Genomic DNA, 23604 nt, shown 5'->3' on the forward strand with positions numbered 1-23604 from the left:
TAACCTCTCATGCTGATCATGCTCCAATTCATTTCATGATACAGCAAACGGACAGCCGCATCTAGCGGACAGCCATTAAGGAGATTGCATTCAATGCCGCCACGACGATGGTACTGCCGCCCTTGCGCCCAATGTTCGTAATGAACGGAATATCCAGCTTGCGCAGCTCGTCCTTCGATTCTGCCGCCGATACGAAGCCGACTGGCATCCCGATAATCAGGCCGGGCTTGGCCGCTCCTTCTTTTACCAGACGAATCAGCTCCAGCAGCGCTGTCGGCGCATTACCAATCGCATAGATACCGCCTTCACCTGCCTGAATCGCTTTGCGCATCGAAATGATGGCGCGTGTCGTATTCAGTCTTTTTGCTTCCTCCATCACGTCCGGGTCGGAAATGTAGACATGCACATCTCCGCCAAACTGACGGATACGATCCTTGCTCAGACCCGCCTGAATCATTTGCACGTCCGCAACGACCTGCTGCCCTGCGCGAATGGCCGCAACTCCAGCTTCAATCGCTTTCGGATGAAATACCATGCTACGACCCAGCTCAAAATCAGCAGACGCGTGAATCACACGTTGTACGACTGGATATTGCGCTTCTGTAAAAGGATGCTCTCCCAGCTCCTCGGTGATCATTTCGAAGCTTTTGCCCTCAATCTCCTGCGGCTGCACCGTCAGCGGTTTGAAATCTGTTTTAAAATCCATCGTCTCGACCACTCCTTTATAGAAAATTAGTTTATATACGTACTTTAAGATGACTATATTTTAAATACACGCCAGAAATCGTTGTGCATTCATTGGATTGACCGGATCGACCGGATTCACAGGGGCATGACTCAACTCAAATGGAAGCTTTCTCTTCTGCTGTACGCAGTGCGTCGATCACTCCGTTGAAATGATCAAATACGGTACCAAATTCCACTTCTGGTCTGGAAATCAAAATCACATGAATGCCCAGCTCCAGCGCAGATTGAACCTTTTCATCCACCGCTCCCGTGCGTCCGCTTTCCTTGGTCACCATCACCGTCGTGCTGAAGTGCTTGTACAATGCTTCGTTCATCTCGCGGGAAAAAGGTCCCTGCATGGCAATAATATTTTTTTGCTCCATGCCTAGCTCGCCGCATTTCTCCATATTGTCCAGACGTGGGAGCATTCGAGCAACCAAACGAATCTCCGGGTCTTCGAGCAAATGCTTGGTGAACGTGCCGAGCGTCTTGCTGCCTGTTGTAAGCATTACTGAGCCTTTGAGCTGCTTCGCTTCCAATGCGGCTTCCTCATAGGAGGGTACGATATGAAGCAGGGGATGATTGTCATACACCAGCCCTGCCCGCTCGTAGCGAACATAAGGAACCCCAGACTCGCGGGCGGCTGTCATGGCATTCGCATGAGCTTCTTCTGCAAAAGGATGACTGGCATCCACGATGGCCTGCACTCCCTGTTCCCGAACCACCGCTGCCATTTCATCGGCTGTCATTCGACCTGTACGTACGTCCAAACCCACTTCGGACAGGCTGTTTGCCGCGCTTTCTGTTACGACGGAGGCCAATACCCTGAAGCCGTTGTCACGGATTTGCAGCGCCAGTTCCCGAGCATCGCTCGTTCCGCATAGCATAAAAATCATGAGCCACTCACCTGCCCGCTGCCTGAAATCCCGCTTCCGCTCGCAACAGACGGCGCATGTGTAGGATCGTGGTGGTGTTCATGATCATGGTCATCATGGCTGTGCGCATGTACATGCTCGTGCTTGTGGTCATGGTCGTGATCATGCGAGTGATCCTCATGATGATGCTCGTGTCCATGTGCATGGTGGTCATGGTCGTGATGATCATGATGATCGTGGTCATGTCCGTGATCGTGATCATGGTCGTGGTGATGATGGTGATGCTCCTGCGCCTCCAGACGGAACTGGCAGTTATCGCAATTGGCCATAACCTTGCCGACTAAACCTTCATTGGCACGCTCCAGCACCAGCTCGACCAATTGAGGATGGAACCCAATATATCCGCCCATTTCCACGTGTAATTCAGGATGAGACTCCGCAAATTCCTCTGTCATTTCTCGGATACGCTTAATCAGCACACCTGTGAATAGAAAGTATGGAAGCACGATGATTTTTTTGGCACCTAGACGTAGACAACGCTCCAAGCCATCTGGAAATGAGGGTTGTGTCACACCGATAAAGCTGCTCTCCACCCACGTATACGGGAGTTTCTCCCACAGCATACGGGTAATTTTGAAAAAGTCGCTGTTCGCATCCGGATCGCTGCTTCCGCGTCCCAGCACTAGCACAGCCGTTTCTTCATCCGTCACCTCGGCAGAAGCCTCCACAGCGCTATCCATACCGGCTGGAACCGCAACCGGACGGGCCTCTTTCAAGCGGCTTTGCAGAATGCTGACGATTTTTTCGTGAACGCCAATCGGACGTCCGTATACAAATTCCACCTGCGGATATTTCGCCTTTGCCCGGTCAATCGCCATCGGAATATCAATTTTGGCATGTCCCGCTGCGAACAAAATAATCGGAACAAGCACAACACGCGTCGCCCCTTGCTCCACACACGCCTGCACACCCTCAGCAATGCTGGGCCGTGTCAGCTCCAAAAAACAGGTTTCCACACTCATATCCGGCACCCGATCTGCCACCGCCTGTGCAAATTCCAGCAGCTCCCGGTTCCCCTCCGGGTCCCGACTTCCATGTCCAACCAACAATATTGCATTCACTACTGTATTTTCCTCCTCATCAAAATAGGGATAACCTGCAAGACGCCCTATTTTATCTATATGCTTACATCCATAAAAACAGGCTTTCTAGCCCATTAATCACCACAGACGGCATTCACTTCCACTATTGCAGGCGCATCTTCATGCCGAAAACCCGCTACAACACCTACACGTTTGAAAAATTTATGAAAACGCTCGTTTGGATGCCCTTTTTCCTTATATTCAGCGATGACATTCTCAACGATATCCGTAATCTGATCTCCCGGAATGCCCTCCGCTACAGGTTGAGCGGCATGAGCGTTGCGACCAAATTTTTTGCCGCCAAGAAACAGATCGTATCCTCCCTTGCGGTATACGATTCCGATATCCTCCAGCACTGCCCCATAGCAGGCCATACCACAGCCGTTCAAGGCAATGCTCGTTTCCTTGGGTGCCTGCAATCCGCCCAGTACAACCTGTAGATGCTCTGCCACAGGCACAGCGTCATCCTTCTCCATATTGCAGAAGTCGCACGCCTTCACCTTAAACACATCGCCAATCGGCATCACGATGAATCGTTCATCACGCAGCCGCCCTACCAGCTCCTCCGGATCTGCGCATGGCACGCGCAGCACGATCTGGTGATCCGGCGTATACTCCAGCTCGCCTTCATCACCCGCTACCTCCGCGAGCAGCGCCATCTGGCGAGCGGTGAACTTTTTGTTTCCCACGCCGGGGGAAACGCCCACCTCAAACAGCGCAGGCTTGCCAAAGCTGCCTGTCGCTGTCCCGGCCGTAGCCACTGCTCCGGCCACGGCTGCCGTTCCGGTGGCGCTCACGACGGGCGCTTGCCCGCTCCAGCGTGCGCTCGCTTCGCCCGGCAGCTTGCCGCCCGCAGCGAGGCGGCTCAGCGCCTCCGCTGCCAGCGCTGCCGGGGCTGCACCGGCTTGCGCCGCAGACGGCGCGGCCTGCACGGCAGCCACCACTTGCGGGCGTGCCTGCGTGGCAACCGCAGCAGCACCGCTCGCGGAAGGAGCGGGCGCGGTCCCGCCAGCTCCCGCAGGGGCTGGTACTGCGGGAGCTGCGCCTGCCTGCGACGCATTCAACGCGCGATCCTCTTGCGCGCCCAGCGACCACGGCTCCGCTTCCGTGCGGAGCCGCTGATGCGGCTTGAGCGCCTGCTCGGTCGCACCCAGCGTATACTTGCGCTGATACCCGCGTGGCGTCACGATCAGACCGTCATACACCATCGTCGAGGAATTGCCTATAATGACAGTCGTCAGCATGCCAATGTCATGGTTCAGCATGTCCTCCAGCGTCGTCACTATTACTTGCTGACGGTCACGGTAAGCACTCTTGACCAGCCCAACCGGAGTCTGCGGATCACGGTAACGCAGCAAGATGGACTGCGTCTCAACAATCTGGCGTGTACGTCGGCCACTCCGCGGATTGTACAATGCAATGACAAAATCCGCCGAAGCTGCCGCCTCTACACGCTTCACAATCGTTTCCCAAGGGGTCAAATGGTCACTCAGACTGATCGTGCACGCATCATGCATGACGGGCGCACCCAGCAGCGAAGCACAGGACTGAATCGCCGATATCCCCGGCACGACTTCTACCTCAACCCCGTCCTCACGGCGCCAGCCCTTTTGCATCAGCACTTCGTACACCAGCCCCGCCATACCATATACGCCTGCGTCTCCACTGGAAATGACGGCTACCTTCTTACCCATCTCCGCCTGTCGAACCGCCTCCTGCGCACGGCTCACTTCCTCCGTCATGCCTGTGCGTACAATCTCCTGTCCATTCAACAACGGACGGATCAGATCCACATAGGTGTTGTAGCCAATAATGACCTCACTCTCGGCCAACGCGTCCAGCGCCCGTTTGGTGATATGTTCCATATCCCCCGGTCCGAATCCAATCACGAGCAATTTTCCTAATGGGCTCATCGTTATCCTCCCTCTTAAATCTATGCCATGTTTTCCATACTTCTATCTATTTCACTTGTATATGGACATCCTGTAACTCAAAAAAACCCATCCTGCCCGGATGGGTTTCCTATGTACGCATCGTATCATCAGACGGACACAGCATAAGAAGACACTTCTTGTCTTCCGCCATCGTGCCGTTGCTTTCCATCTGCCTGTTCACGCTTGAAACGCTTCTGCACGTTCTGATCCACGCAAACCTGTAACCAACATGGAAAAAGCAGCGTGCGCCTGATTTCCTGATTTCGTACACCCATCCTCTCCGCGAAGGTTAACGGTGCATACAGATCAAGGTAGGTCTCCTGGCTCGGCATCAACAGATTTTTTCGTCTTCCCCGTTTTCTCACGAGTGACGTCTGAAAAAATCCTCTTCCTTACAGTGGCGGGACCGCTCGGGACTTGCACCCGATTCCCTGTTACCCTTCGCTATCACAAAGGCACCTTGTCTGTCCGCTATTTGATTATGGGTCTTATCATAACCTTGGCTTAATCAGTTGCGCAAGCATGAAAAACGCTTTATTTCAAGTTCTCTGCCTTATTTTTTAACATATGCAACAATTCGTCCGGGTCCGCAGAGATACTCAACAGCGTTGGATGGTCAACTCCGGTAAAGCCCTCCCGCACACTATGACGCACCATTTCCTCCAACGGGTCAAAATATCCGTTCACATTCAGCAGCCCGATGGGCTTGCGATGAATGCCGATTTGCGCCCAGCACAGCACCTCAAATAGCTCCTCAAAGGTTCCCAATCCGCCCGGAAGGGCAATGAATGCGTCAGCCTTTTCGCTCATCACCGCTTTGCGTTCATGCATGTTCGCCACCTCAATAAATTCAGTAATTCCCCGGTGAATAATCTCTGCATCGAATAACAGGGTTGGCATAATCCCGGTGACCTGACCGCCCCCTGCCAGCATCGCATCCGCGACCTCGCCCATCAGCCCCTTGCTGGAGCCTCCATAGATTAAACGGACCTGATGTCTCGCCATAGCCTCTCCAAGCTTGCCTGCCTCCTGAAGATATACCGATGAATGTCCGGGCCTGGACCCGGCAAATACACAAATGGAATTCATAACGTCTCAGCTCCTGTCCTGGTATCCGCATCGAGGCTTTTTCATTATATTAAATAAATATTTTCCCTATAACAAAAACTTCTGTCGATGCATTTCCAACAAAAAAAGATAAAGACCCTGTAGGCCCTTATCTTCATTTTACCCTTTATCCCAAGGATATGGGGAAGTTTTCAGCTCACTACTTCCAGGCCGCAGCCGTGCGCCGAAGCGCTATGCTCAAAATATCTTCCCAGCTCCACCATCATCGCGCCCATGCGTTCCTCCACTGGAAACACGATCCGTTCGATCCCTTCCTCCAAAATGGACTGCGCCGTCACCTTGCCTACCGACACAGCGATCACATCCTGGCGAAAGGCTTCCAGCACATCCTCCATCTGCTTCTGTTCCCTCGCATATTGAGCCAAAAAGCGGATCTGCGGACCGCTGGTGAACGTAACTGCATCCACATTGCGGTTCAGGATATCCTGTAGCAATGCTTGCAAATTTGCCTCCTCCGGCGGAATATGCTTATAGGGAAGCACCTGCCGGGTAACGGCGCCTTGCTCGTCCAGCCACTTCACCAGTCGGGGAGCCGGATCACCATGTAGCTGCAACAGCACTTCCTTCCCCTTCAGATCATATGGGGCAAAGGCCTGCGTCAATCCGATCAAGCTTCCGTCCTCGTCCCGTACAGCTGGCGTAAAGCCACGCTTTTTGAGTCCATTGACCGTTTTGTAGCCCCGTGCTGCAATGTTCGAGGAATGCAACAGCTCCATAATCTGTTCTGCTACTCCCATATCCTCCGCCATATCGAATAGTGCCTCCAGCCCCATGCCTGTCGTGAAAATGTTCCAGTCCGGCGGCTGCTTCACCCACGATACAATAGCGTTACGCAGCTCGATATCGTCCAGAAAAACTGTGCCCTGGGCCGGACGCAGCACCGGCTCGCCCCCCATTTTTGTAACCAACAGCGCCATTTCGTCTGCTTTACGAGGACCGGCAAGGGCGACTCGCTTGCCTGCCATGCGTTGGGCCATCCTGTTTCCCCCCTTGTAGAAGTCTTGCTCCTTTCTACCAAGTATACAATCAAGGGGCTAAAAGACAAATAAGAATTACTTTTCCGATGAATATAGTAAGCTTATAAATCGACTTGTCCTGCCTTACTTTCGCACTGGTTTTCCTGCTGACTCGTGCTATCCTGTTTCTCTTCCGATGGCTTAGGATCGCCGCTATCTTTTTTAGGCTTGGGTCGAAGTAGCAGCCATAGCACAAAAGGCATAAGCACAAAGAAAGTAATCATAACCAAGGTCCATTCCCGGCTAAAGTCATAGATTTGGATGATATTAGAGAACAGCATAAAGGAACAGACATAACCCAACAGACCGACAGGCCATACAATTAAATTCCCCCAGGCAGGGGCAAACATGCGCTTTACAGTTAAACTGATAACGTACAGATCGAACCCCATCTTTGTAAGCAGGGTTGGCACGGTAAGAGCGACTATAAACAAATCAAACCGATCCAGAAAGTCCGTTAGCTGCAACTGACGCGCCAGTTCATAAGATGGATAAAACAGCCGTGACATGATAGGAACACCAATAACTAGCTCCTCTAGCAGCACCAGCATGATCATAAAAGCGGTTCCGATACAATGTCCAAGCCACACACTGCGTCCATTAAAGCTCAGTCCGGAAATCACCAAGGGCAGCATCAAGAAATCTGCCATATAACCAAGCATACGCCAGCTACCCTGGATAACTCCCCCTATATCCGGACGCAACAGCGGTCTCATTTCAGAAAAATCCATATTATGCCCAAAAAAAAGCGGCATGGTCAGCAGTGTCAGAAGCAACCACGGTACAAAAAGCTCCGCCATGCTCACAATGGTGCTGATACCCCCTTTAGCCATAAACGTCAAGGTCAGCAGCAAAATAAGGGATATGACGACAATCGGAGTTATAGGCAAAAGAACAATCTCTACAAAATCAGTCATAATTCTCAAATCCCTTGCAAAAATGATCAGGAATAAAATAAGATAAGCTGCCAGCAGCATACGCCCCAGCACGGGGTGGGAGCTGACCATGGCCTGCAGCAGATCCTGATCGGGAAAACGCTGCTTAAGCTTCAACATCGCCCAGATCGGCAAGCATATTACGATGGCCGCTATCGCACAGGTCCAATAGGCATGCTGATGCGCGTAATCCGCTGCCTGCGTCGGAGCATGTACAAGGGTAATACTGACCTCCATCAACACACCAAGCATCACGATTTGTCTGGTTGTGAACTGCCTCATGCAGGTACATCCTCCTTTTGCCCGCAGGCACTTATTACATACCCCGCAATACAGCCGGCATATACATATTAATGAACCGGACCATTTCCAAGTCTTGCTTTATACTCCTTTCCCCGCTCCTTACCTTTATTGTTGGGCCACAGCAGCAGCCATAGCACCAAGGGCATAATGATAAAGAACATAATCATCACCATCGTCCATTCCCGGCTGAAATCATAAATTTGAATACTGTTCGAAAAAATAATAAAGGAGCTGACATATCCCAGCAAACCCACAGGCCAAACCATCAAAGCACCCTGTACATGAGGGAACAAGCGTTTGACAGCCATACTCAGAATATACAGATCCAGTCCCACCTTTATAAGCAGGGTGGGTATCGTAAATCCCCCTACAAATAAATCAAACCGATCCAGAAAATCCGTTATATACAACTGACGTGCCAGCTCATAGGATGGGTAGAACAGCCGCGTCAGAATGGGAAGCCCAATGACAACCTGCATGAGTGTAACAATGAAGACCATAAAAGCAGTCCCTATTAAATGGCCCCACCATGCACCCTGCGGGCGATAGTTTTTCCCTTGCAATACAAAAGGCAACATCAGAATGTCTGCCATATACGAAAACATATACCAGCTTCCTTTCATGATTCCGGTCATACTTGGATACAAAAACGGTCTAAGCTCTGAGAAATCCATGTTTCTGCCAAAGAAAAACGGCATGGTCAGCAGTGTCATAATGGATATCGGTATAAAAATCTCACTCATGTTCAAGATGGTGTTCATACCGCCCCTAGCCATATAAACGACGGCTAACAGTATAATAAGTGAAATCATGAAAAAGGGAGTTCGCGGCAATAGAACCGCCTTTACCAAATCGGCAATAATCCACAAATCCCGACCAAACACGATCAAAAACAGGGCGAAATACAGGAGCAGCAGTATACGCCCTATCACCACACTGGAACTGATCATGGCTTGAAACAGATCCTGATTGGGAAAACGCTGCCCAAGCTTAAGCAATGCCCAGATCGGCAAGCACAATACTGCGGCTACTACCATACAGGTACAATAGGCGTGTTGTTCCGCATACGACCCAGCTTGCGACGGAGCGTGTATCAAGGTTATATTCGTCTCCAGCAGCACACCGAGCAGCACCATTTGTCTAGTTGTGAACTGTTTCATAAGGTGCGTCTCCTTTTTCCACAAGCATCATTACAATTCGTTACAACGAAGAGGGCAGCCACATATCAATGCATCGGATCAGCCAGGTAGCCATATAGACATTACCGTGTGTCGACGTTCCATAGATCCAGATACCGATACTAAGGGCGTACAATACACGTGAGATCCAGCGGTTGACAGCAGGTGCGGCGTTCAGGCTTTTACGGTCCATCAGATACATGAAGAGGATCGCCAGCACCAAAGGTAGCAGAAACACTTTATTCATTCTGGATTTGCTCCTTCTTGAACCCGAATGGCTTGGTCACTGCACCGATATTTTCAATATGCACAACCGGATTTATGGTGACTTCCACCTTGGGGTACAACTGATCCCAACGGGGTTTTATCCGTTTCCATTCATTCGGAAGACTCGTAATGATAACCCGTCCCAAACCAAGCACATCAGAATGATATTTTTGTTGAATCACCCGGATAGCCTCACCCAAATCCTTTTTGATCTGACGTTCTACCTGCTGCTCCAGCCACTTCAAGTTTGCCTCATTGGAAATATCGAAGGTCGTCTCATTCTCCCTTACATTCCCGTTGCAGTTCAGTTGGAGGGTCATCCGAATATCATCCCCATGAACATAGGGTTTGAAATGAACGCTGTTTTCGATGATATGCACAGACAAATAACCGCTTCCCTTGGGAGGGGTTATAAATATTTCCGTATCCTTGGCCTGATCCATACCCAGCATCAAAAACCGACTTAAATGGTTATCTATAATGCCGGTTACTCTGTCCTTGCGAAATACAGCCAGTCCATCGACCTGAATATTCGTTTTCTTGTCCTTCAAATTAGAGGGGCCGTTCTTCACCAGGGACATTACCGGCACAGCCGGGTCAACGCCTTCCAGCAAAATGGAATTCATCAGCAGCTTGATAGAACGGGGCTTTTTCATATAGGAATAGTTTAGCTCGCGCACCATTTCTGCAGGATATTGCTCAATCGGTGCATCCGCCTGAAGCATATCCAGCGCCGTTCCCTTCGTGATGACCACCAAAGAAGACAGACGATTCTGAGGGATACGTGCCAATACATCCATCATATTGCTGACTCCTTCTCGCGCCAGTTCCTCACTGAACAACAGCACCCGGCGATGGGAATAATTCAACGTTCGTGAAACACCTCGCTGTTCCTCGGTACTTGCCCCCCGAAAGCTGGGGCCTACTCTAGACTCCAGGTAGTAGGATTTGGTTCCGCTCGTCCCTCCCCCGCCTCCTGTGCTTCCTGAGGAACCGAGCTGTCCGGGGAGGGCAATCTGCATCGTTACACGGTATTGATCCCCTTCCTTATCCAACCCGGTCCCCATTACAAAGGCTACATCGTTCACTTCACGGCGATCCCAGCATCCACCCAAAAGAACAGAACAAAGCAGCAAACAGCTGAGCACAGCCGTTTTACGCATTTTCCCTGCATCAGACCATTGGGGCTTCATTACCATCCCTCCTCGGTTGTGGGCGATCCATTCATCTTTTCTTTCGCTCGTTTGTTGTTACCTTTTCCAATCCAGGAAGGACGTTTGGTCATTTTCCACCATGGCGCACGAACGACGATATCCTTTTGGTCCATGTGATTGTATGGGCTATACCCGCTCATGTAAGGCACACCAAACGACGTTAGCTTGGTTAAATGTGTAGCGAGCAGTGTGGTCGCGATAATGATTCCAAACAGCCCGAACACACCTGCCATCAGCATAATCGGGAACCGTAACATGCGGACCGTAATCGCAAAGTTAAAACGCGGAATAGTAAACGACGCAATACCTGTGAGCGAAACGATAATAACCACCGGTGCCGACACAATTCCCGCCTGTACAGAGGCTTGACCGATAACAAGTGCACCGAGAATACTGACAGCCTGGCCGACCGTTTTGGGGAGACGAATCCCCGCTTCCCGTAACGCCTCAAAGGAAATCTCCATAATCAATGCTTCCACCAAGGCGGGGAAAGGGATAGATTCACGCGCCGCCGCAATACTCAGGATGAGCGTCGTCGGCAGCATATCCTGATGATAGGTTGTGACCGCTACATATAATGCAGGCAAAAAGAGGGCTAATATGAGAAAAAGAAACCGAATCCAGCGCACCATGTTACTGATGAAAAAACGCTCGTAATAGTCTTCGCTTGCTTGCATCATCTGCCACATCGTGACTGGCCCAATCAGGGCAAAGGGCGTACCGTCCACAAAAATGGCAAAACGTCCTTCCAGCAATTGCGCGGTAACCGTATCCGGACGTTCCGTGTATTCCATTTCCGGAAACGGTGAAAACGGGTGATCCTCAATCAGTTCCTCAATGTATCCTGTCTCCAGCACACCATCTATTTCGATATCGCTAAGCCTTTTTTTTACATCCTCCACCAGCTTCGGATCTATGATGCCCTCAATATAGGTAAGTACAACACCTGTTTGGGTTTCTGTTCCCATGGTCATGCTGAACATCTTGAGCTTGGGGGTCTTCAGCTTGAATCGCAGCAAGGCGGTATTTACACGAAGGGTCTCGGTAAATCCTTCACGTGGCCCACGAATAACCGCCTCGGTCTGAGGCTCCTCCACGCCACGGCGGACGCCTCCCTTAGCACTGAAGATATACGCACGAGACCTACCGTCTACGAACAAGGCAGCATTGCCGTCCAGTATCGCCGCCGAGACCATTTTCCATTGATTCATCGTTTTGGTCTGGGACATGGAAATCCGAGTTTCATCCAGCGGATCTAATGTTCCGTTTACCTCGGGGTCCTTAAGCATCATGCCCAAAATGAAAGGTCGCAGGATATGATCCTGCAAATCCTCCGATTTCACCGTGCCTTCAATATAAGCCAATAGCCCTTTGCGTTCAGGGGAAATCATCAGCTCCCGATAGACAACATCAGAACAATCCTTGAAAATATCGCGCAATGCGGCCAAATTGTCATCCAAACTGCTCCGAAGCGGCTGTTCCAGCCACAGTGGTTCAGGCAGGCCATTGGGAACACGAGGATCTCGCGCCTTGCGGTCCGGGGCCGGCACCGCTCTTCGGCTCCACGGTAATCTCGGCAGCTTGGGAAAGCGTCCTTTTTTCATCTTTATTTCCCCCCTTACGAATAAGCCGGATAGATAATATAACATGTAGGATGTACCAGCCTGCACAGGATTATGTATCCAACAGGCTCAGCATGTTGAACAGATGACAAAAAGACCCTGCAATCAATCGCAGAGTCTCCAAAAGCATCGTCATAAAATGGTGAATAAAATAGAGATTAATCCCCCCAATATTCGTCAGGGTGGTATTCAATTTCAGAACCGGCTTGAAATGTAAGCTCCCCGGTCTGCTCATCGTATTGTACGCTTTCCGGGGTGACGTAATACCAATGCTTCACAATGGCTCCGTCCTCCGGCGTTACAAAACGGAATACATTCAGTTCCCCGCTATAACGCACAATCTCCTTCGCTGCCTCATGCGGCAGCTCTTGAAGCGTGAAGCGAAACACGCCGTCTGTCGATGCCAAACGGCAATCGAAAATCTGCTTGCGGCTGTCAGCAAAGCTGCGACCCGTGACGGCGTGCTTAATCAGCCATGTTTCCTGCTGCGCCATTGCGCGCACCTCCTTTTAGGGCAAATCAATCAGCATATAAAAGACAGGCTCCTGCGCCTCCAGCGACAGCCTCGGCTCCTGCTCAATACGGGCCGAATCGCGCACGTCTAGCCTATGTTCACCGTTCACACGCAGCGAGCCTTCGATGACGAACAAGAATACGCGCCGTCCCTCGGACTGTGCGTATTCCACACGCTCTCCGGGCTGAAGCTTGCTTAGATACATCGTTAAATCTTGATGAATGGCAGCTATTTCTCCCTCCGTACCCGGAACACGCTTCCCGGCAACGACAGGCAGAAGCTGACCGTGCAGACGCTCAGGGTCGAACGCTGTAGCTTCATACGACGGTTCCAGTCCTCTCGTGAGCGGGCTAAACCACAATTGAAGTAAACTGACATCCTCCGTTTGCGAAGCGTTGTGCTCTGTATGGATGATCCCGTGCCCCGCAGACATCCGCTGGATACCTCCAAAATTCGTCACCGCCACATGCCCACGGTTATCCTCATGACGCAGCTCGCCGTACAGCACGATGGAGACAATCTCCATGTCACTGTGCGGGTGCGCCCCAAAGCCCCGGCCCGGTGCGATCACGTCGTCATTACAGACACGCATGGGGCCAAACGCTGTATTGTTCTCATCCTGATATTCAGCGAATGAAAAGCTGTGACTGCCCCGCAGCCATCCCTTATCGAAGCTGAATCGGGAAGCAGCCGGATATATTGTGAACATAGTAGCCCTCCTTCTGGAACAAAAGTGAGATCAAATCTTTTTCATTGTACCCGAGCCCCAAAGATAATGCTATGCCCCTGTCTGAGCGATAATTTCATCCATAAAAGACTGCAAGGTACTGGTCACATAAGCTTCCTTACGACGGATAAATACCGTTGTCACTTCGTTGTACGGCTCAGGCATTGCATGACAATGCACCAGACCCTGAGCCGCCAGCCCGCTGATCGAGGATTCAGGAAAAACCGTCATTCCAATGCCAGCCGCCACACTGCCAATAATCGTCTCGAATGTTCCAAACTCCATAATCTGCTTGGGGATAATCCCCTCCATCTGGAGCCAGGTTTCCAGCCGCCCACGGTAGCCACAGCCCTTTTTATATAAAAGGAGCGGACGGGTTGTTACATCCTCAACGGAAAACTCATCTCCTTGTGAAACGAGGACCAGCTTTTCCTGGAACACATCCAACTGTTCAATGAGGGGATGCTTCACCGGTCCGGTTACAAAGGCTCCATCCAGCCTCATCTCCGCAACCTCCTGTACCAGGTGCTCCGTAACCCCGGCCTTGAGGGACAGCTCGACATCCGGGTACTTGCTGTAATAAGCATGTAAAATCGCCGGGAGCGCGATCACCGTCTCCACAATGCCAATCTCCAGTACCCCCGAAGGTGCAGAGGTACTCTGAAACGCATGTTTCATTTCCTCGAATTGCGACAAAATGCTTTTCGTATATTGCAGCAGACGCTTGCCCTCTGCGTTGAGGATCATGCCCCGCTTATGTCTATAAAATAAAGGCGTTTGCAGCTCCTTTTCCAGCAGCTTGATTCTGGCCGTTACATTGGACTGGACATAGCTAAGCTCGACTGCCGCCTTACTTACACTGCCATGAGCAGCCACCGTCTGGAAAATGTTTAAATCGTTCAGATCCACCACTGCTCCCCCTTATCGTGATGAGCAAGGCCATCAAAATTGACGCGCCTTGTTACTTATTATCATTTTAAATGATGTTAACGTTTATTTTCAATCATTTTACCAATAGCTCCCTGTCCATTATGATGTGTCCATAAGATATGTCCGCTGAGGCCGGCAAGGAGGAGCTTTCTTTCACCATGAATAGACAAATCATGACCGGATCTTTATTGTGCCTGATCGCCAGTATGTCCTGGGGAGCCATGTTTCCGGTTTCGCACATTGCATTGCAACAGGTCAATCCGCTGTACTTTTCATTTTTACGTTATTTTTCGGTTACGCTCATATTAATTGTACTGTTGTGGCTCAAAGAGGGACGTGCTGCTTTTCGCTTTGAGGGCAAGGGCAAGACATTGCTGTTCTTTGGTACGATGGGATTTACCATTTATAATATGGCCGTTTTCCAGGGACAGCACGCGATGGGTGCAGCAGGTACCATTGTAGCTTCTATTATGGAAGTGCTGATGCCGATGATTTCGATTGCGATGATATGGGTCATGACCCGTAAAATGCCGCCAAAATACACACTGATCAGTATGCTGATCGCACTGGCTGGAGCTGTACTCGTGATTACGAACGGAAAATGGACCTTTTTCACACTCGCCGGACAGCATTTGCTGCCGCTGCTGCTCATTTTCGTAGGAGTGATTGGATGGGTCGTGTATTCCATGGGAGGTAGCCATTTTGCAGGATGGTCCACCCTTCGCTACTCTACCTTAACCTGTCTGCTCGGAACCCTGGTTTCCTTCGTAGTCGTCACGACCGCCTCCGCCTTCAACTGGGTTGCGGTGCCTGATTGGCAGCATGTATGGTCGGTCAAGTACGAAATGAGCTTTATGATCCTTCTTCCGGGGCTGGCGGCCTTGCTGAGCTGGAACGCAGGAATCCGAATGCTGTCACCGTTGAACGGAATTTTATTTATTAACTTTGTACCAATTACCACGCTGGTGCTTATGTATTTCCAAGGCTATACCATCAGCCGGTTTGAGCTATTCGGGACAGTGCTGGTCATCTTCGCGCTGCTGCTTAACAATATGTTTCAAAGAAGCTCTCTACGCCCTTCCCGCAATCCGCGCCGCATCCGTTTCCGCTTGGATCGGCGTAAATCATTCCAAAGATAGTACCTATCTATACAAGCCATACAATGTGTGGCAAAAAGCATAAAAGCGCATAGACAAGGAGATAAACTCCTGAATCTGTGCGCTTTTATCCGTTTATTATTTCTCTCCGACCTGGAATCGTCCAACTAGCTCACGCAGTTCCTCAGCCATTTGGCTCAGATCCGCTGAGGAAGAAGCAATTTCCTCAATAGAGGCGAGCTGCTGCTCAGCGGCGGCTGAAATCGACTCCGTATTGCCCGCTGACTCGTTCGAAATATGGGAAATATCGCCCATAATACTCACGACACCTGACGCACCCCGAGCCATTTCCTGTGTCACTCCGGTAATATCATTGATATGCCCCATCGCTCGTTCGACAGCCTGGCTAATTTCCGCAAAGGATTGCTCAGACGTGCTTACTGAATCAATGCCTTCTGTAACCCGTGTCCGCGCTTGATGCATAGCCGTCAAAGCGTGGTCCATATCCGCCTGCATCGCTTCAATACGCTCTGAAATCAAGGTCGCTGATTTCGCAGATTCCTCGGCCAGCTTGCGTACCTCCGTAGCAACCACGGCAAATCCCTTACCATGCTCACCAGCGCGTGCCGCCTCAATGGATGCATTTAGCGCCAGCAGATTCGTTTGTTTAGCAATTCCGGATATAACGCTGATAATATTCACAATTTCACTGGAGCGCTCGCTAAGAGAATCCATCGCCTGTCCCAGATCATTAACCGTCTCGTCGATGTCATGCATCTTCTGTACAGCTTGTGTAGCTGCCTTGCTACCCTCTTGAGCAGACTCGGCGTTTCTCTTCACATGCTCAGATACGCCCACCATACGCTCGGATACGTTCACTGCCTGCTGAGCAAGCTCCTCCATACTGACGGAGCCATGTTTGACGCTTTGAACCTGCTGCTCGCTGCCCACTGCTACCTCCTGAATAGCTATGGTGACATGCTCAATGGTTTTGGTCGTCTGGTCAGCACCCGCAGCCAATTCCTCTGCAGAAGAGCTTACCCGATCTGTGGTTTCGTGTACGCTTCGAATCATCGTGCGCAAACTATCCACCATGGTTTGGAAGTGAGCAGACAACTGGCCAACCTCATCGGTTTTTCCCGTTTCCAAATCGCCTGTCAAATCTCCTTCACTGATCTGCTCTGCCGATTTTTGTAGTCTGCGAATCGGCACCAGAACGGAACGAGTAATCAGGAAAATAGCAACCAGCGCAATCATCAACGAGGCTGCCAGCACGAAAATAGTTACGTAACGCATGGCAGCGGTGGCATCGCTAATTTCAGATTGATAGAAGGTTCCTGCAATTTTCCAGCCGGTATCCTTATTCGTTACATAGGTCAAATATTTCTCATGTTTATCATGCACATAGTTAAAGTGCCCGCTCGACGCAGTGTACATCGTATTAATAAAGCTTTCCTGAGAAGATGTACCCGGTTTTGCCGTAGGATGGACCACAAATTTTTTCGTATGGTCCATAATGACGATATACCCCTCCTGTCCTATTTTGATGGAAGCCAGCTTACGTACACTTTCCAGATTTAGAGAGATCCCCAGAACACCGGACTGGTCGGAGAGCGTTTGAGATACCACGACAACAGGAATACCCGAAGAATTGATGATGACAGGAGTGATCATCACCTTACCGGGTTGCTTCATCGCTTCGATGTACCAAGGTCGTTTGCGGGGATCAAATGTCCCTTCGTTCTCCTTGGGTACGCCGCGGATCATCAGGCCCTCTGTTGTACCGACAAAAATATCGTTCGCATCTTCATGCAAGCCTTTGTATTGGATCAGCTCAGGCTGAATCAACGGACTATTTTGACCATCAATCATCGATCTGTCGAGGCGCTCCGCCAAATAACTCGCATCTTTAATTTTACTGGCGATTGCATATTCAATAATTGAGTTGGCCGTCGCTACCCCCTGATTTGCACTGCTGTAGAGCTGTTTCTCCATAGCATTAAATGATGATTTATAGGTCGCGATAGATATACTTAAGCTTGGTAACAACAAAACAAGTAAAAATCCTAAAATCAGCTTGTTCCTGAGTGTCCAAATGGTTTTTCTCTTTTGTATTTTTTCCATGTGTTTTTCCCCTTTACTTGAAAAGCTATGTTTTTAATATTACACTCGATGGAAGTTATATCGGTTAAATAAAGCAAATGATTCACATCCAATTTTCGTAATGAGCAAAACAAAAAAACCGCGCCCTGAGACTGAGGACGCGGTTAATATGATCATTTAGACCTGTACGTTACTGCTTTCATGCTTTTTACGGCTGAACAACTGATCCAGCGAAAGAAAACGTGTGCCAACCAACGCATGCTGTAGACTGGAAAACAAAACCAGAAGATCAAATTCAATCGAACCAAAAGGTTGTCCTTTTTTAGCAGTCAGCAATACACCGATCATAACGATGGTCAATGCTGCCCCGGCGAGTCGTGTCCCGATGCCCAGGACAAGCGCAATACCGCCAACTAGCTCAACTGTAGCGACCACAGGAGCCAACCACCCAGGAAGCCCGATGCTTTGGAAGAAACCGGAGGTTCCGTCTAATCCCTGAAATTTTTGTAACCCGTGAACAATAAAGATGACCCCTGTAAAGATTCGTACCAACAATAATCCAATATTCGTAAGTGTTTGATTCATATGCTCATCTCCTTTTCATTTGTGTACAGATTAGGTAAAGAACACTACGATGCGTAGTGTTCTATGCATCAATAATCGGTAGCGCATAAAGCGCCACCCATTAGGATATATCTTGCCAAACTACATTAACGCTAGGGCAAACATAAGCGTCAGCATCACTAGCACATAGCTGGATAACATAATCGAACGCCAGGGCAATTGGATTACCGGCTCTTGCTGAGGGTCTAGAATACGTGAGATCCGATAATTAATGGACGTTTCTGCAAAAGAGGAGCAAGCGGCGGAATTCACCAGATGGGCATTCGCGGGCGTCATTCTCAGCAGTTTGAGCAATGCACTTCCAATTCCCATGGGTGAACCTGTGCGTTTAATTGCTTCATTGTCAGCCAAAATTTCACGGGCTATCTTATAATGGTTGGTAATATGACGCAGCACCGGCAAGTAGAACAGCAGTGTGGCGCACATTTGCAGCAACCATGTCTTTAATGGATCATAATGCTTCATATGATACGCTTCATGGTATATGACAGCCTCTTCCTCGTACTTGTCCAGTAGGGACAGCAATGCGGAGGATAATACAATGCGAGGCTTCCATAATCCCATGGTGAAAGCGGTAGGATTGGCATAATCAATGACCCAAATCCGGTCGGCTCCCAGTTCACGATATCGTTCACCCAGTGCCTCCGTCAGCGGCAGGTCACGCATCCGGCGCAGTCTGCGGAAAGCCGCCCTTGTGGCCATACACTGCCGTATCGCCTCTATCCCGGCAATCCCAAAGGTGAGAAAGACGAGTCCACTGAGGGCATCCACCATGTAGCCAATTCCGTAGTTCTGCAACAGACTTCTACAAATCTGAAACACGTTAAAATCCAATTTCCAGCCGAAAATATGCTGCCCGGCGTACATACCCATCTGTATAAGGGCGAAACCCGAAATAAAGGCGCCTGCTGTAAACAGTAATTTAGAACGTGTTTTCCACATCGTCTATATATCCTTTTTCCATTGTTTAATTTTTTGTTCCAGACGTTCGATCAGCATAGGATCGGCCACCTCCAGAGCATCAATCATATGATTTACAGCGAGTGGACCGAATTCATCCACCAGTTCGTGGCTTAACTCCTTGGACTGTTCATTCCTGAATTCTTCCCTGCTCAAAACCGGTCGATACAAAGACGTTCTTCCGCGTATACTCTTACTCAGTATTCCCTTTTCCACCAGACGGTTCATCACGGTCATCACCGTATTGAAATTAAAGTCCCGATCCCCCTCCAACGCGGTCTGCACTTCTTTGATGCTCCGATCCGAAGTGGACCATAAAATATCCATAATTTTGGCTTCCAGAGGTCCGAAAAATCGGTTGAGTCCAGTTTCGCCAGTTTTAAAATTCAGCCGTTTCATAAGAAGCACCTCACACTACCGATTGTAGTGTATATATCCTGATAAAGTCAACCGTCACACCTAATGTAAGTTTCTTCAAAAGGATTTATATACATCCGCCGAATGTCTCCATCCGGCGGCAATTCATCGCCTGATCAGTTTCAGTTCAATCCGCCAATCTGTAGCCTACACCTCTGACCGTTGCAATATATTCAGGCTCCGCAGGCCGGTCGCCCAGCTTCTTGCGCAAGCTTTTAACATGCACATCCACGACATTGCTGCCGCCTACAAAATCCGTCTCCCAGATATCATGCATCATCTGCTCACGAGAAATGACTTTGCCTTGAGCATCCATCAGCTTCAACAGCAAATCATATTCCGTTTTGGTCAGATTCAATTGATTCTCTTCTTTATATACTAACATTTTATCACGGTCAATCCAGATGTCCTTGAACACCGAACGACGGCTACCTTGCGTTGCCTGACGGGACGCTGCCGGATGACGTACAATCATCCGTTCAATATCATGCACCATATGATTGGAAGCCGCTGGCCATACCAGCACCTCTTCCGAAGGAAGTAGCTCATGCGCACGAACAGCCAGCCGATCCTGAATCACATACATGACGGGCGTATCTTTCATCTGTTCCGCCTCAAGACGATTACGGATATCCAGTAATTCACTCCGTGTATCGGTAGCGGTCAAATCGTAAATCAGCAGATCGCTTCCCAGATGACGTTGTACTTCAGGCTCCCAGCGGTGGAACACCATCACATCAAAGCACGCGTCTGACAACGTACGTACCAAACCATGAACGACACCCGGAACCGAGCTGATCAGAACGATGCGGCGTGTAGTCGGGCAGTACAACGGCTCATTGGAAGGAACCGTCTGTAGCGCAGGGGTAGAGGGAGCGGATAATATCGTTGTCCAGTTACCCTTCACCCGTCTTGGCATATCTGCCGCTTTGAGCCGATTCGTTACCTGATTCGCTTGCTTTGGCATTCCTTACACACTCCTCCGAATACGACATGGGCATGGGCGATGGTATATCCCGTTTCATGCGCAACCGTCTCGATCCAATCGTGTGGAACCTCGCTCATCACTTCATCTACCCGGCCGCATACCTCACAAATAATATGTTGATGATCATCCATTCGTCCGTCATAACGACTGGCAGCTTCCCCCAGCTTCAACTCACGGATCAATTCCTTATCCGTCAAATAACGCAGTGAATTATAGACCGTTCCATAGGCCAGATTATATCCACGCTCCATCAAGCGATTCATAACATCGGCCGCAGTAGGATGATCGTGGGCCTCACGAACCACGTCATACACCGCTTGGCGCTGCGAAGTTAAATTTAAGGTTCTCATACCGTATCTCCCTTAACTATTACAGATTATATTTATTATCAACTAGTAATAACAATAGTAAATAAATTTAGAATAAGTATAAATCTTAATTTATTTCAAGTCAATGGGATCGGATAAATTGAGCCACTTTGCATCACAATGTATACGTGGTATACATTCGGCTCATACACGTCGGAGGGATATTTCATGAAAATATTATGGATATTCACACTTTTTATGCTACTCATGCTCGGAAACAACCTGCTGATCAACCTGGATATTTGGTCCGTTATATTCGTACCCAGCACGGTTACATTTAATATGGCTACTTCAACTACAACGATGCCCGCAGCTATAATGCCCACATAACCTGCCATGGTCATCTGTGATGGCTTACATACACAAAGGATAAACATCATGAAACAGATCATTTCACCGTAAGGAAAAGGCAAACGTTCTCTAAGTACTGAGCTGAGTACAGGCTTAAAGCCCGGGAAGTCCGGCTTCCTGACGTCAATTCCCTAATCTGTTGTAAGTTGGCTTCCACATTAGCTTCAATCTTTAAAGAATGCAAAGGCGTTCCATTATTCTTGTCCGCACCCGACTTTTTATTATGTTTGCGATAGGGATAACGAATCATGAGCAAACCTCATCACCAGAAAGGTAGCTTTAGACAGCACCTTTTTTTCCTAATTTTTGTATGTTTGGAGTATGCTCAATCTATTCCCAGTTATGCACTAAGTTTAAGGACGAAACGTTATAAGCCACATCCGCGTAATAAATTTCAATAAATTCTTTATTTTCAAGCTTATTGTCAGTTTTTTTGATAAAATGAAGGAATATGCCTCTCGGGAGGGTTAACATCTTGTTCAGTACGTTTTTTATAAATACCTGTATCCTTGTCACCTTTTTGTACATAACCGGGCTCATATTACAAAGATATAAAATCCGCCTACATACCTTAAAGCGTAAGGCACATTGGATCGGAGGCGCTCTTTTTGGATGCTATGGCATTATCTTGATGTACTATTCGTTTCCATTGGGCTTTAATACCATTGCCGATCTTCGTCATCTGGCCATCGTAGCTACGGCGGCTTACATTGGTGGACCGGCAACACTCATGGCTACCCTATTTATATGCTTAGGCAGATTAATGCTGTTTGGTATCACCACTCAAGCCATTGTGGGGGCTTTTTTTATGATGCTTGTGGGCCTGGGTTGCGCTTTGCTGTCACATCTGTCCTGGTCACGTTTAACGAAGATGATGATGATGAACGTTTTCGCTTTGGGCATTATTTTCTGCTCTCTCACAATTAATTTGAATGATATTAATGATGTTCTGGACGTTTATCCGCTCCATTTTGTTATTTCTATGGCAGGCGGATTTCTTCTGTATCTCATTGCTGAGTCCATCAATACCTCCAATGAGCTGTTACTTCGTCTGGAGCATACCTCCTATACAGATCATCTCACCAATTTAAGCAACAGAAGACAGCTCGAATTTTCATTGGAAGAACAGCTTCCTCAAGCTCGTCAACGTCACGAGCACTTATCTGTACTGGTGTTGGATATTGATCATTTTAAGGAAGTGAACGATACCTACGGTCATGCGGCCGGGGATGCGGTGCTGCGTCAGCTAGGTCAGATTTTGAGGGAAAAATGTCGCTCCTTTGATGTGGTAACCCGCAGCGGCGGGGAGGAATTCACCGTACTTCTGCCAAATTGTGCTTTCCGGCAAGCGTTACGCATAGCGAATCAGATCCTTGGCGGGGTAGATCAGTACGAGTTCGTTTTGTCGGACGGGCTTGTACTCAAAGTCACGGTGTCTATCGGCGTAACGACCTTTCCTGATACCGGGGTGGATATGTCCGGGGCGGCTCTGCTGGAACAGGCGGATCGAGCGCTATACGAGGCTAAAAATGCAGGGCGTAATCGGGTCTGCTCCTATCAGGTATAAAGCCGGGCATTCTTTTCATTTACGATTTCGCATCATATGAAGTACCCTAAGAAATAGCCGATACACTCCTCTCTTGGAAGAATCGTATCGGCTATTATCCTTTTTTAAAAAAATGTGCTAATCCCCTTTGGAAGAAGCCTTGGCATCCTCGCCTTCACTATGGCTACTGCCGCCCACAACCAACGTTGTACGCTTGGCGAGTGAGGCCAGCGTATGGGACTCCCATACCTCCAGCATACGTCGTTCGCTCTCGACTACGATTTCGGATACAGCGGTTGCAAGCTCCTCACAAAAAGGGTTCGTCTCTGGTTCATGCATCATACCTGGAAAAATCGGATCACATATTTCAATGGCGTGGTATATATCGGCAAGTGTAATATGGTCTGCCGAACGGGTAAGCACATAGCCTCCCTCACGGCCTTCACGTGCTGCTATTAATTCTGCCTGTACAAGTCGCGTCAGCACCCTGCGCACCAAGGTGACCTCACAGTCAATAGAGCGGGCAATAGACCCGCTGGCACAGAGCTCTCCATGCTTTTCCAAATAGACAAGCGCCTTTACCGCCACCCCAAGCCATCTGGGCGTTGCGGTGCGTAGTCTTTTTTCACTATTCAAATG

The 23604-nt window shown here is 49.3% G+C and carries 25 protein-coding genes and 1 riboswitch; of the genes, 2 read left to right on the forward strand and 23 right to left on the reverse strand.

All coding sequences use genetic code 11. From position 1 onward, the window contains the following. Positions 1 to 61: 61 nt before the first annotated feature. The 15 genes from ACIFO6_RS05305 to ACIFO6_RS05375 all read right to left on the reverse strand — a co-directional run bounded on the left by ACIFO6_RS05305 (position 62) and on the right by ACIFO6_RS05375 (position 14490). The gene (locus ACIFO6_RS05305; protein ID WP_014278561.1) at positions 62 to 706 is read right to left on the reverse strand and encodes a precorrin-8X methylmutase; all 645 of its coding nucleotides are present in this window, start codon (positions 704 to 706) and stop codon (positions 62 to 64) included. A gap of 136 nt (positions 707 to 842) precedes the next feature. Continuing rightward, positions 843 to 1622 (reverse strand): precorrin-6A reductase, encoded by a 780-nt coding sequence (gene cobK / locus ACIFO6_RS05310; protein ID WP_430038777.1) that lies wholly within the window; start codon positions 1620 to 1622, stop codon positions 843 to 845. Beyond that, the gene (locus ACIFO6_RS05315; protein WP_430038779.1) at positions 1619 to 2722 is read right to left on the reverse strand and encodes a sirohydrochlorin chelatase; all 1104 of its coding nucleotides are present in this window, start codon (positions 2720 to 2722) and stop codon (positions 1619 to 1621) included. The genes cobK and ACIFO6_RS05315 overlap by 4 nt, the downstream gene beginning before the upstream one ends. 95 nt (positions 2723 to 2817) lie before the next feature. After that, positions 2818 to 4656 (reverse strand): precorrin-3B C(17)-methyltransferase, encoded by a 1839-nt coding sequence (gene cobJ, locus ACIFO6_RS05320; protein WP_430038781.1) that lies wholly within the window; start codon positions 4654 to 4656, stop codon positions 2818 to 2820. A gap of 128 nt (positions 4657 to 4784) precedes the next feature. Continuing rightward, on the reverse strand, positions 4785 to 5009 hold the full coding sequence (locus ACIFO6_RS05325) for a hypothetical protein (RefSeq protein WP_430038783.1): 225 nt from the start codon (positions 5007 to 5009) through the stop codon (positions 4785 to 4787). Then, a riboswitch (cobalamin riboswitch) is annotated at positions 4971 to 5154 on the reverse strand. Its footprint overlaps the gene before it by 39 nt. Positions 5155 to 5211: 57 nt before the next feature. Continuing rightward, positions 5212 to 5766: a TIGR00730 family Rossman fold protein gene (locus ACIFO6_RS05330; protein ID WP_430038785.1), complete on the reverse strand. Its 555-nt coding sequence runs from the start codon at positions 5764 to 5766 to the stop codon at positions 5212 to 5214. 170 nt (positions 5767 to 5936) lie between these two features. Further along, entirely contained in the window at positions 5937 to 6782 is an 846-nt protein-coding gene (locus tag ACIFO6_RS05335; RefSeq protein ID WP_430038787.1) for a uroporphyrinogen-III synthase, read from the reverse strand. Between the two features lie 101 nt (positions 6783 to 6883). Beyond that, positions 6884 to 8038 carry a GerAB/ArcD/ProY family transporter gene (locus tag ACIFO6_RS05340; protein WP_430038789.1) on the reverse strand — a complete coding sequence of 385 codons (1155 nt, stop codon included), beginning with the start codon at positions 8036 to 8038 and terminating at the stop codon, positions 6884 to 6886. A gap of 68 nt (positions 8039 to 8106) precedes the next feature. After that, entirely contained in the window at positions 8107 to 9219 is a 1113-nt protein-coding gene (locus ACIFO6_RS05345) for a GerAB/ArcD/ProY family transporter (protein WP_430038791.1), read from the reverse strand. Positions 9220 to 9259: 40 nt separating this feature from the next. After that, complete coding sequence (locus ACIFO6_RS05350) at positions 9260 to 9484, reverse strand: hypothetical protein (RefSeq protein ID WP_430038793.1); 225 nt, start codon at positions 9482 to 9484, stop codon at positions 9260 to 9262. Beyond that, a complete protein-coding gene (locus ACIFO6_RS05355) occupies positions 9477 to 10697 on the reverse strand; it encodes a Ger(x)C family spore germination protein (RefSeq protein ID WP_430038795.1) in 1221 nt (406 codons plus the stop codon). Before ACIFO6_RS05355 ends, ACIFO6_RS05350 begins: the two co-directional genes overlap by 8 nt. Beyond that, positions 10697 to 12322, reverse strand: a complete 1626-nt coding sequence (locus ACIFO6_RS05360) for a spore germination protein (RefSeq protein ID WP_430038797.1) — start codon at positions 12320 to 12322, stop codon at positions 10697 to 10699. Before ACIFO6_RS05360 ends, ACIFO6_RS05355 begins: the two co-directional genes overlap by 1 nt. A 176-nt stretch (positions 12323 to 12498) precedes the next feature. Next, positions 12499 to 12834 carry a hypothetical protein gene (locus tag ACIFO6_RS05365; protein WP_430038799.1) on the reverse strand — a complete coding sequence of 112 codons (336 nt, stop codon included), beginning with the start codon at positions 12832 to 12834 and terminating at the stop codon, positions 12499 to 12501. A 15-nt stretch (positions 12835 to 12849) separates the two neighbouring features. Next, on the reverse strand, positions 12850 to 13563 hold the full coding sequence (locus tag ACIFO6_RS05370; protein WP_430038801.1) for a pirin family protein: 714 nt from the start codon (positions 13561 to 13563) through the stop codon (positions 12850 to 12852). 69 nt (positions 13564 to 13632) lie between these two features. Further along, positions 13633 to 14490 (reverse strand): LysR family transcriptional regulator, encoded by an 858-nt coding sequence (locus tag ACIFO6_RS05375; RefSeq protein ID WP_430038803.1) that lies wholly within the window; start codon positions 14488 to 14490, stop codon positions 13633 to 13635. Between the two features lie 179 nt (positions 14491 to 14669). Here ACIFO6_RS05375 and ACIFO6_RS05380 point away from each other — a divergent pair, with 179 nt between their 5' ends. Further along, positions 14670 to 15650, forward strand: coding sequence for a DMT family transporter (locus tag ACIFO6_RS05380; RefSeq protein WP_430038805.1), 981 nt, complete (start codon positions 14670 to 14672; stop codon positions 15648 to 15650). A gap of 96 nt (positions 15651 to 15746) precedes the next feature. Here the strand turns inward: ACIFO6_RS05380 and ACIFO6_RS05385 are convergent, their stop codons facing one another. The 7 genes from ACIFO6_RS05385 to ACIFO6_RS05415 all read right to left on the reverse strand — a co-directional run bounded on the left by ACIFO6_RS05385 (position 15747) and on the right by ACIFO6_RS05415 (position 21460). Next, positions 15747 to 17732, reverse strand: a complete 1986-nt coding sequence (locus ACIFO6_RS05385; RefSeq protein ID WP_430038807.1) for a methyl-accepting chemotaxis protein — start codon at positions 17730 to 17732, stop codon at positions 15747 to 15749. 156 nt (positions 17733 to 17888) lie between these two features. Beyond that, complete coding sequence (locus ACIFO6_RS05390) at positions 17889 to 18296, reverse strand: DoxX family protein (protein ID WP_430038809.1); 408 nt, start codon at positions 18294 to 18296, stop codon at positions 17889 to 17891. 120 nt (positions 18297 to 18416) lie between these two features. Beyond that, positions 18417 to 19277 carry a M56 family metallopeptidase gene (locus ACIFO6_RS05395; RefSeq protein ID WP_430038811.1) on the reverse strand — a complete coding sequence of 287 codons (861 nt, stop codon included), beginning with the start codon at positions 19275 to 19277 and terminating at the stop codon, positions 18417 to 18419. A gap of 3 nt (positions 19278 to 19280) precedes the next feature. Further along, a complete protein-coding gene (locus tag ACIFO6_RS05400) occupies positions 19281 to 19694 on the reverse strand; it encodes a BlaI/MecI/CopY family transcriptional regulator (RefSeq protein WP_430038813.1) in 414 nt (137 codons plus the stop codon). Positions 19695 to 19839: 145 nt separating this feature from the next. Next, positions 19840 to 20679, reverse strand: coding sequence for a winged helix-turn-helix domain-containing protein (locus tag ACIFO6_RS05405; RefSeq protein WP_430038815.1), 840 nt, complete (start codon positions 20677 to 20679; stop codon positions 19840 to 19842). Then, positions 20655 to 21050 (reverse strand): Fur family transcriptional regulator, encoded by a 396-nt coding sequence (locus ACIFO6_RS05410; RefSeq protein WP_430038817.1) that lies wholly within the window; start codon positions 21048 to 21050, stop codon positions 20655 to 20657. Before ACIFO6_RS05410 ends, ACIFO6_RS05405 begins: the two co-directional genes overlap by 25 nt. Before the next feature lie 95 nt (positions 21051 to 21145). Further along, the gene (locus ACIFO6_RS05415; RefSeq protein ID WP_430039058.1) at positions 21146 to 21460 is read right to left on the reverse strand and encodes a hypothetical protein; all 315 of its coding nucleotides are present in this window, start codon (positions 21458 to 21460) and stop codon (positions 21146 to 21148) included. Between the two features lie 434 nt (positions 21461 to 21894). Here ACIFO6_RS05415 and ACIFO6_RS05420 point away from each other — a divergent pair, with 434 nt between their 5' ends. Further along, complete coding sequence (locus ACIFO6_RS05420; protein WP_430038819.1) at positions 21895 to 22986, forward strand: GGDEF domain-containing protein; 1092 nt, start codon at positions 21895 to 21897, stop codon at positions 22984 to 22986. Between the two features lie 117 nt (positions 22987 to 23103). Here the strand turns inward: ACIFO6_RS05420 and ACIFO6_RS05425 are convergent, their stop codons facing one another. Next, complete coding sequence (locus ACIFO6_RS05425) at positions 23104 to 23601, reverse strand: Rrf2 family transcriptional regulator (RefSeq protein ID WP_430038821.1); 498 nt, start codon at positions 23599 to 23601, stop codon at positions 23104 to 23106. Between the last annotated feature and the right edge of the window lie 3 nt (positions 23602 to 23604).

This window comes from Paenibacillus sp. NRS-1781 (genome assembly GCF_050467745.1).
Lineage (GTDB): Bacteria > Bacillota > Bacilli > Paenibacillales > Paenibacillaceae > Paenibacillus > Paenibacillus terrae_A.

Coding starts and splice junctions, on each gene's coding strand:
- ACIFO6_RS05365 (WP_430038799.1), bottom strand. CDS start 12,834: ATGGCGCAGCAGGAAACATGGCTGATTAAGCACGCCGTCACGGGTCGC.
- ACIFO6_RS05395 (WP_430038811.1), bottom strand. CDS start 19,277: ATGTGGAAAACACGTTCTAAATTACTGTTTACAGCAGGCGCCTTTATT.
- cobK (WP_430038777.1), bottom strand. CDS start 1,622: ATGATTTTTATGCTATGCGGAACGAGCGATGCTCGGGAACTGGCGCTG.
- ACIFO6_RS05355 (WP_430038795.1), bottom strand. CDS start 10,697: ATGAAGCCCCAATGGTCTGATGCAGGGAAAATGCGTAAAACGGCTGTG.
- ACIFO6_RS05330 (WP_430038785.1), bottom strand. CDS start 5,766: ATGAATTCCATTTGTGTATTTGCCGGGTCCAGGCCCGGACATTCATCG.
- ACIFO6_RS05305 (WP_014278561.1), bottom strand. CDS start 706: ATGGATTTTAAAACAGATTTCAAACCGCTGACGGTGCAGCCGCAGGAG.
- ACIFO6_RS05415 (WP_430039058.1), bottom strand. CDS start 21,460: ATGATCTGTTTCATGATGTTTATCCTTTGTGTATGTAAGCCATCACAG.
- cobJ (WP_430038781.1), bottom strand. CDS start 4,656: ATGAGCCCATTAGGAAAATTGCTCGTGATTGGATTCGGACCGGGGGAT.
- ACIFO6_RS05400 (WP_430038813.1), bottom strand. CDS start 19,694: ATGAAACGGCTGAATTTTAAAACTGGCGAAACTGGACTCAACCGATTT.
- ACIFO6_RS05345 (WP_430038791.1), bottom strand. CDS start 9,219: ATGAAACAGTTCACAACTAGACAAATGGTGCTGCTCGGTGTGCTGCTG.
- ACIFO6_RS05360 (WP_430038797.1), bottom strand. CDS start 12,322: ATGAAAAAAGGACGCTTTCCCAAGCTGCCGAGATTACCGTGGAGCCGA.
- ACIFO6_RS05350 (WP_430038793.1), bottom strand. CDS start 9,484: ATGAATAAAGTGTTTCTGCTACCTTTGGTGCTGGCGATCCTCTTCATG.
- ACIFO6_RS05370 (WP_430038801.1), bottom strand. CDS start 13,563: ATGTTCACAATATATCCGGCTGCTTCCCGATTCAGCTTCGATAAGGGA.
- ACIFO6_RS05385 (WP_430038807.1), bottom strand. CDS start 17,732: ATGGAAAAAATACAAAAGAGAAAAACCATTTGGACACTCAGGAACAAG.
- ACIFO6_RS05405 (WP_430038815.1), bottom strand. CDS start 20,679: ATGCCAAAGCAAGCGAATCAGGTAACGAATCGGCTCAAAGCGGCAGAT.
- ACIFO6_RS05390 (WP_430038809.1), bottom strand. CDS start 18,296: ATGAATCAAACACTTACGAATATTGGATTATTGTTGGTACGAATCTTT.
- ACIFO6_RS05325 (WP_430038783.1), bottom strand. CDS start 5,009: ATGCCGAGCCAGGAGACCTACCTTGATCTGTATGCACCGTTAACCTTC.
- ACIFO6_RS05340 (WP_430038789.1), bottom strand. CDS start 8,038: ATGAGGCAGTTCACAACCAGACAAATCGTGATGCTTGGTGTGTTGATG.
- ACIFO6_RS05410 (WP_430038817.1), bottom strand. CDS start 21,050: ATGAGAACCTTAAATTTAACTTCGCAGCGCCAAGCGGTGTATGACGTG.
- ACIFO6_RS05335 (WP_430038787.1), bottom strand. CDS start 6,782: ATGGCCCAACGCATGGCAGGCAAGCGAGTCGCCCTTGCCGGTCCTCGT.
- ACIFO6_RS05380 (WP_430038805.1), top strand. CDS start 14,670: ATGAATAGACAAATCATGACCGGATCTTTATTGTGCCTGATCGCCAGT.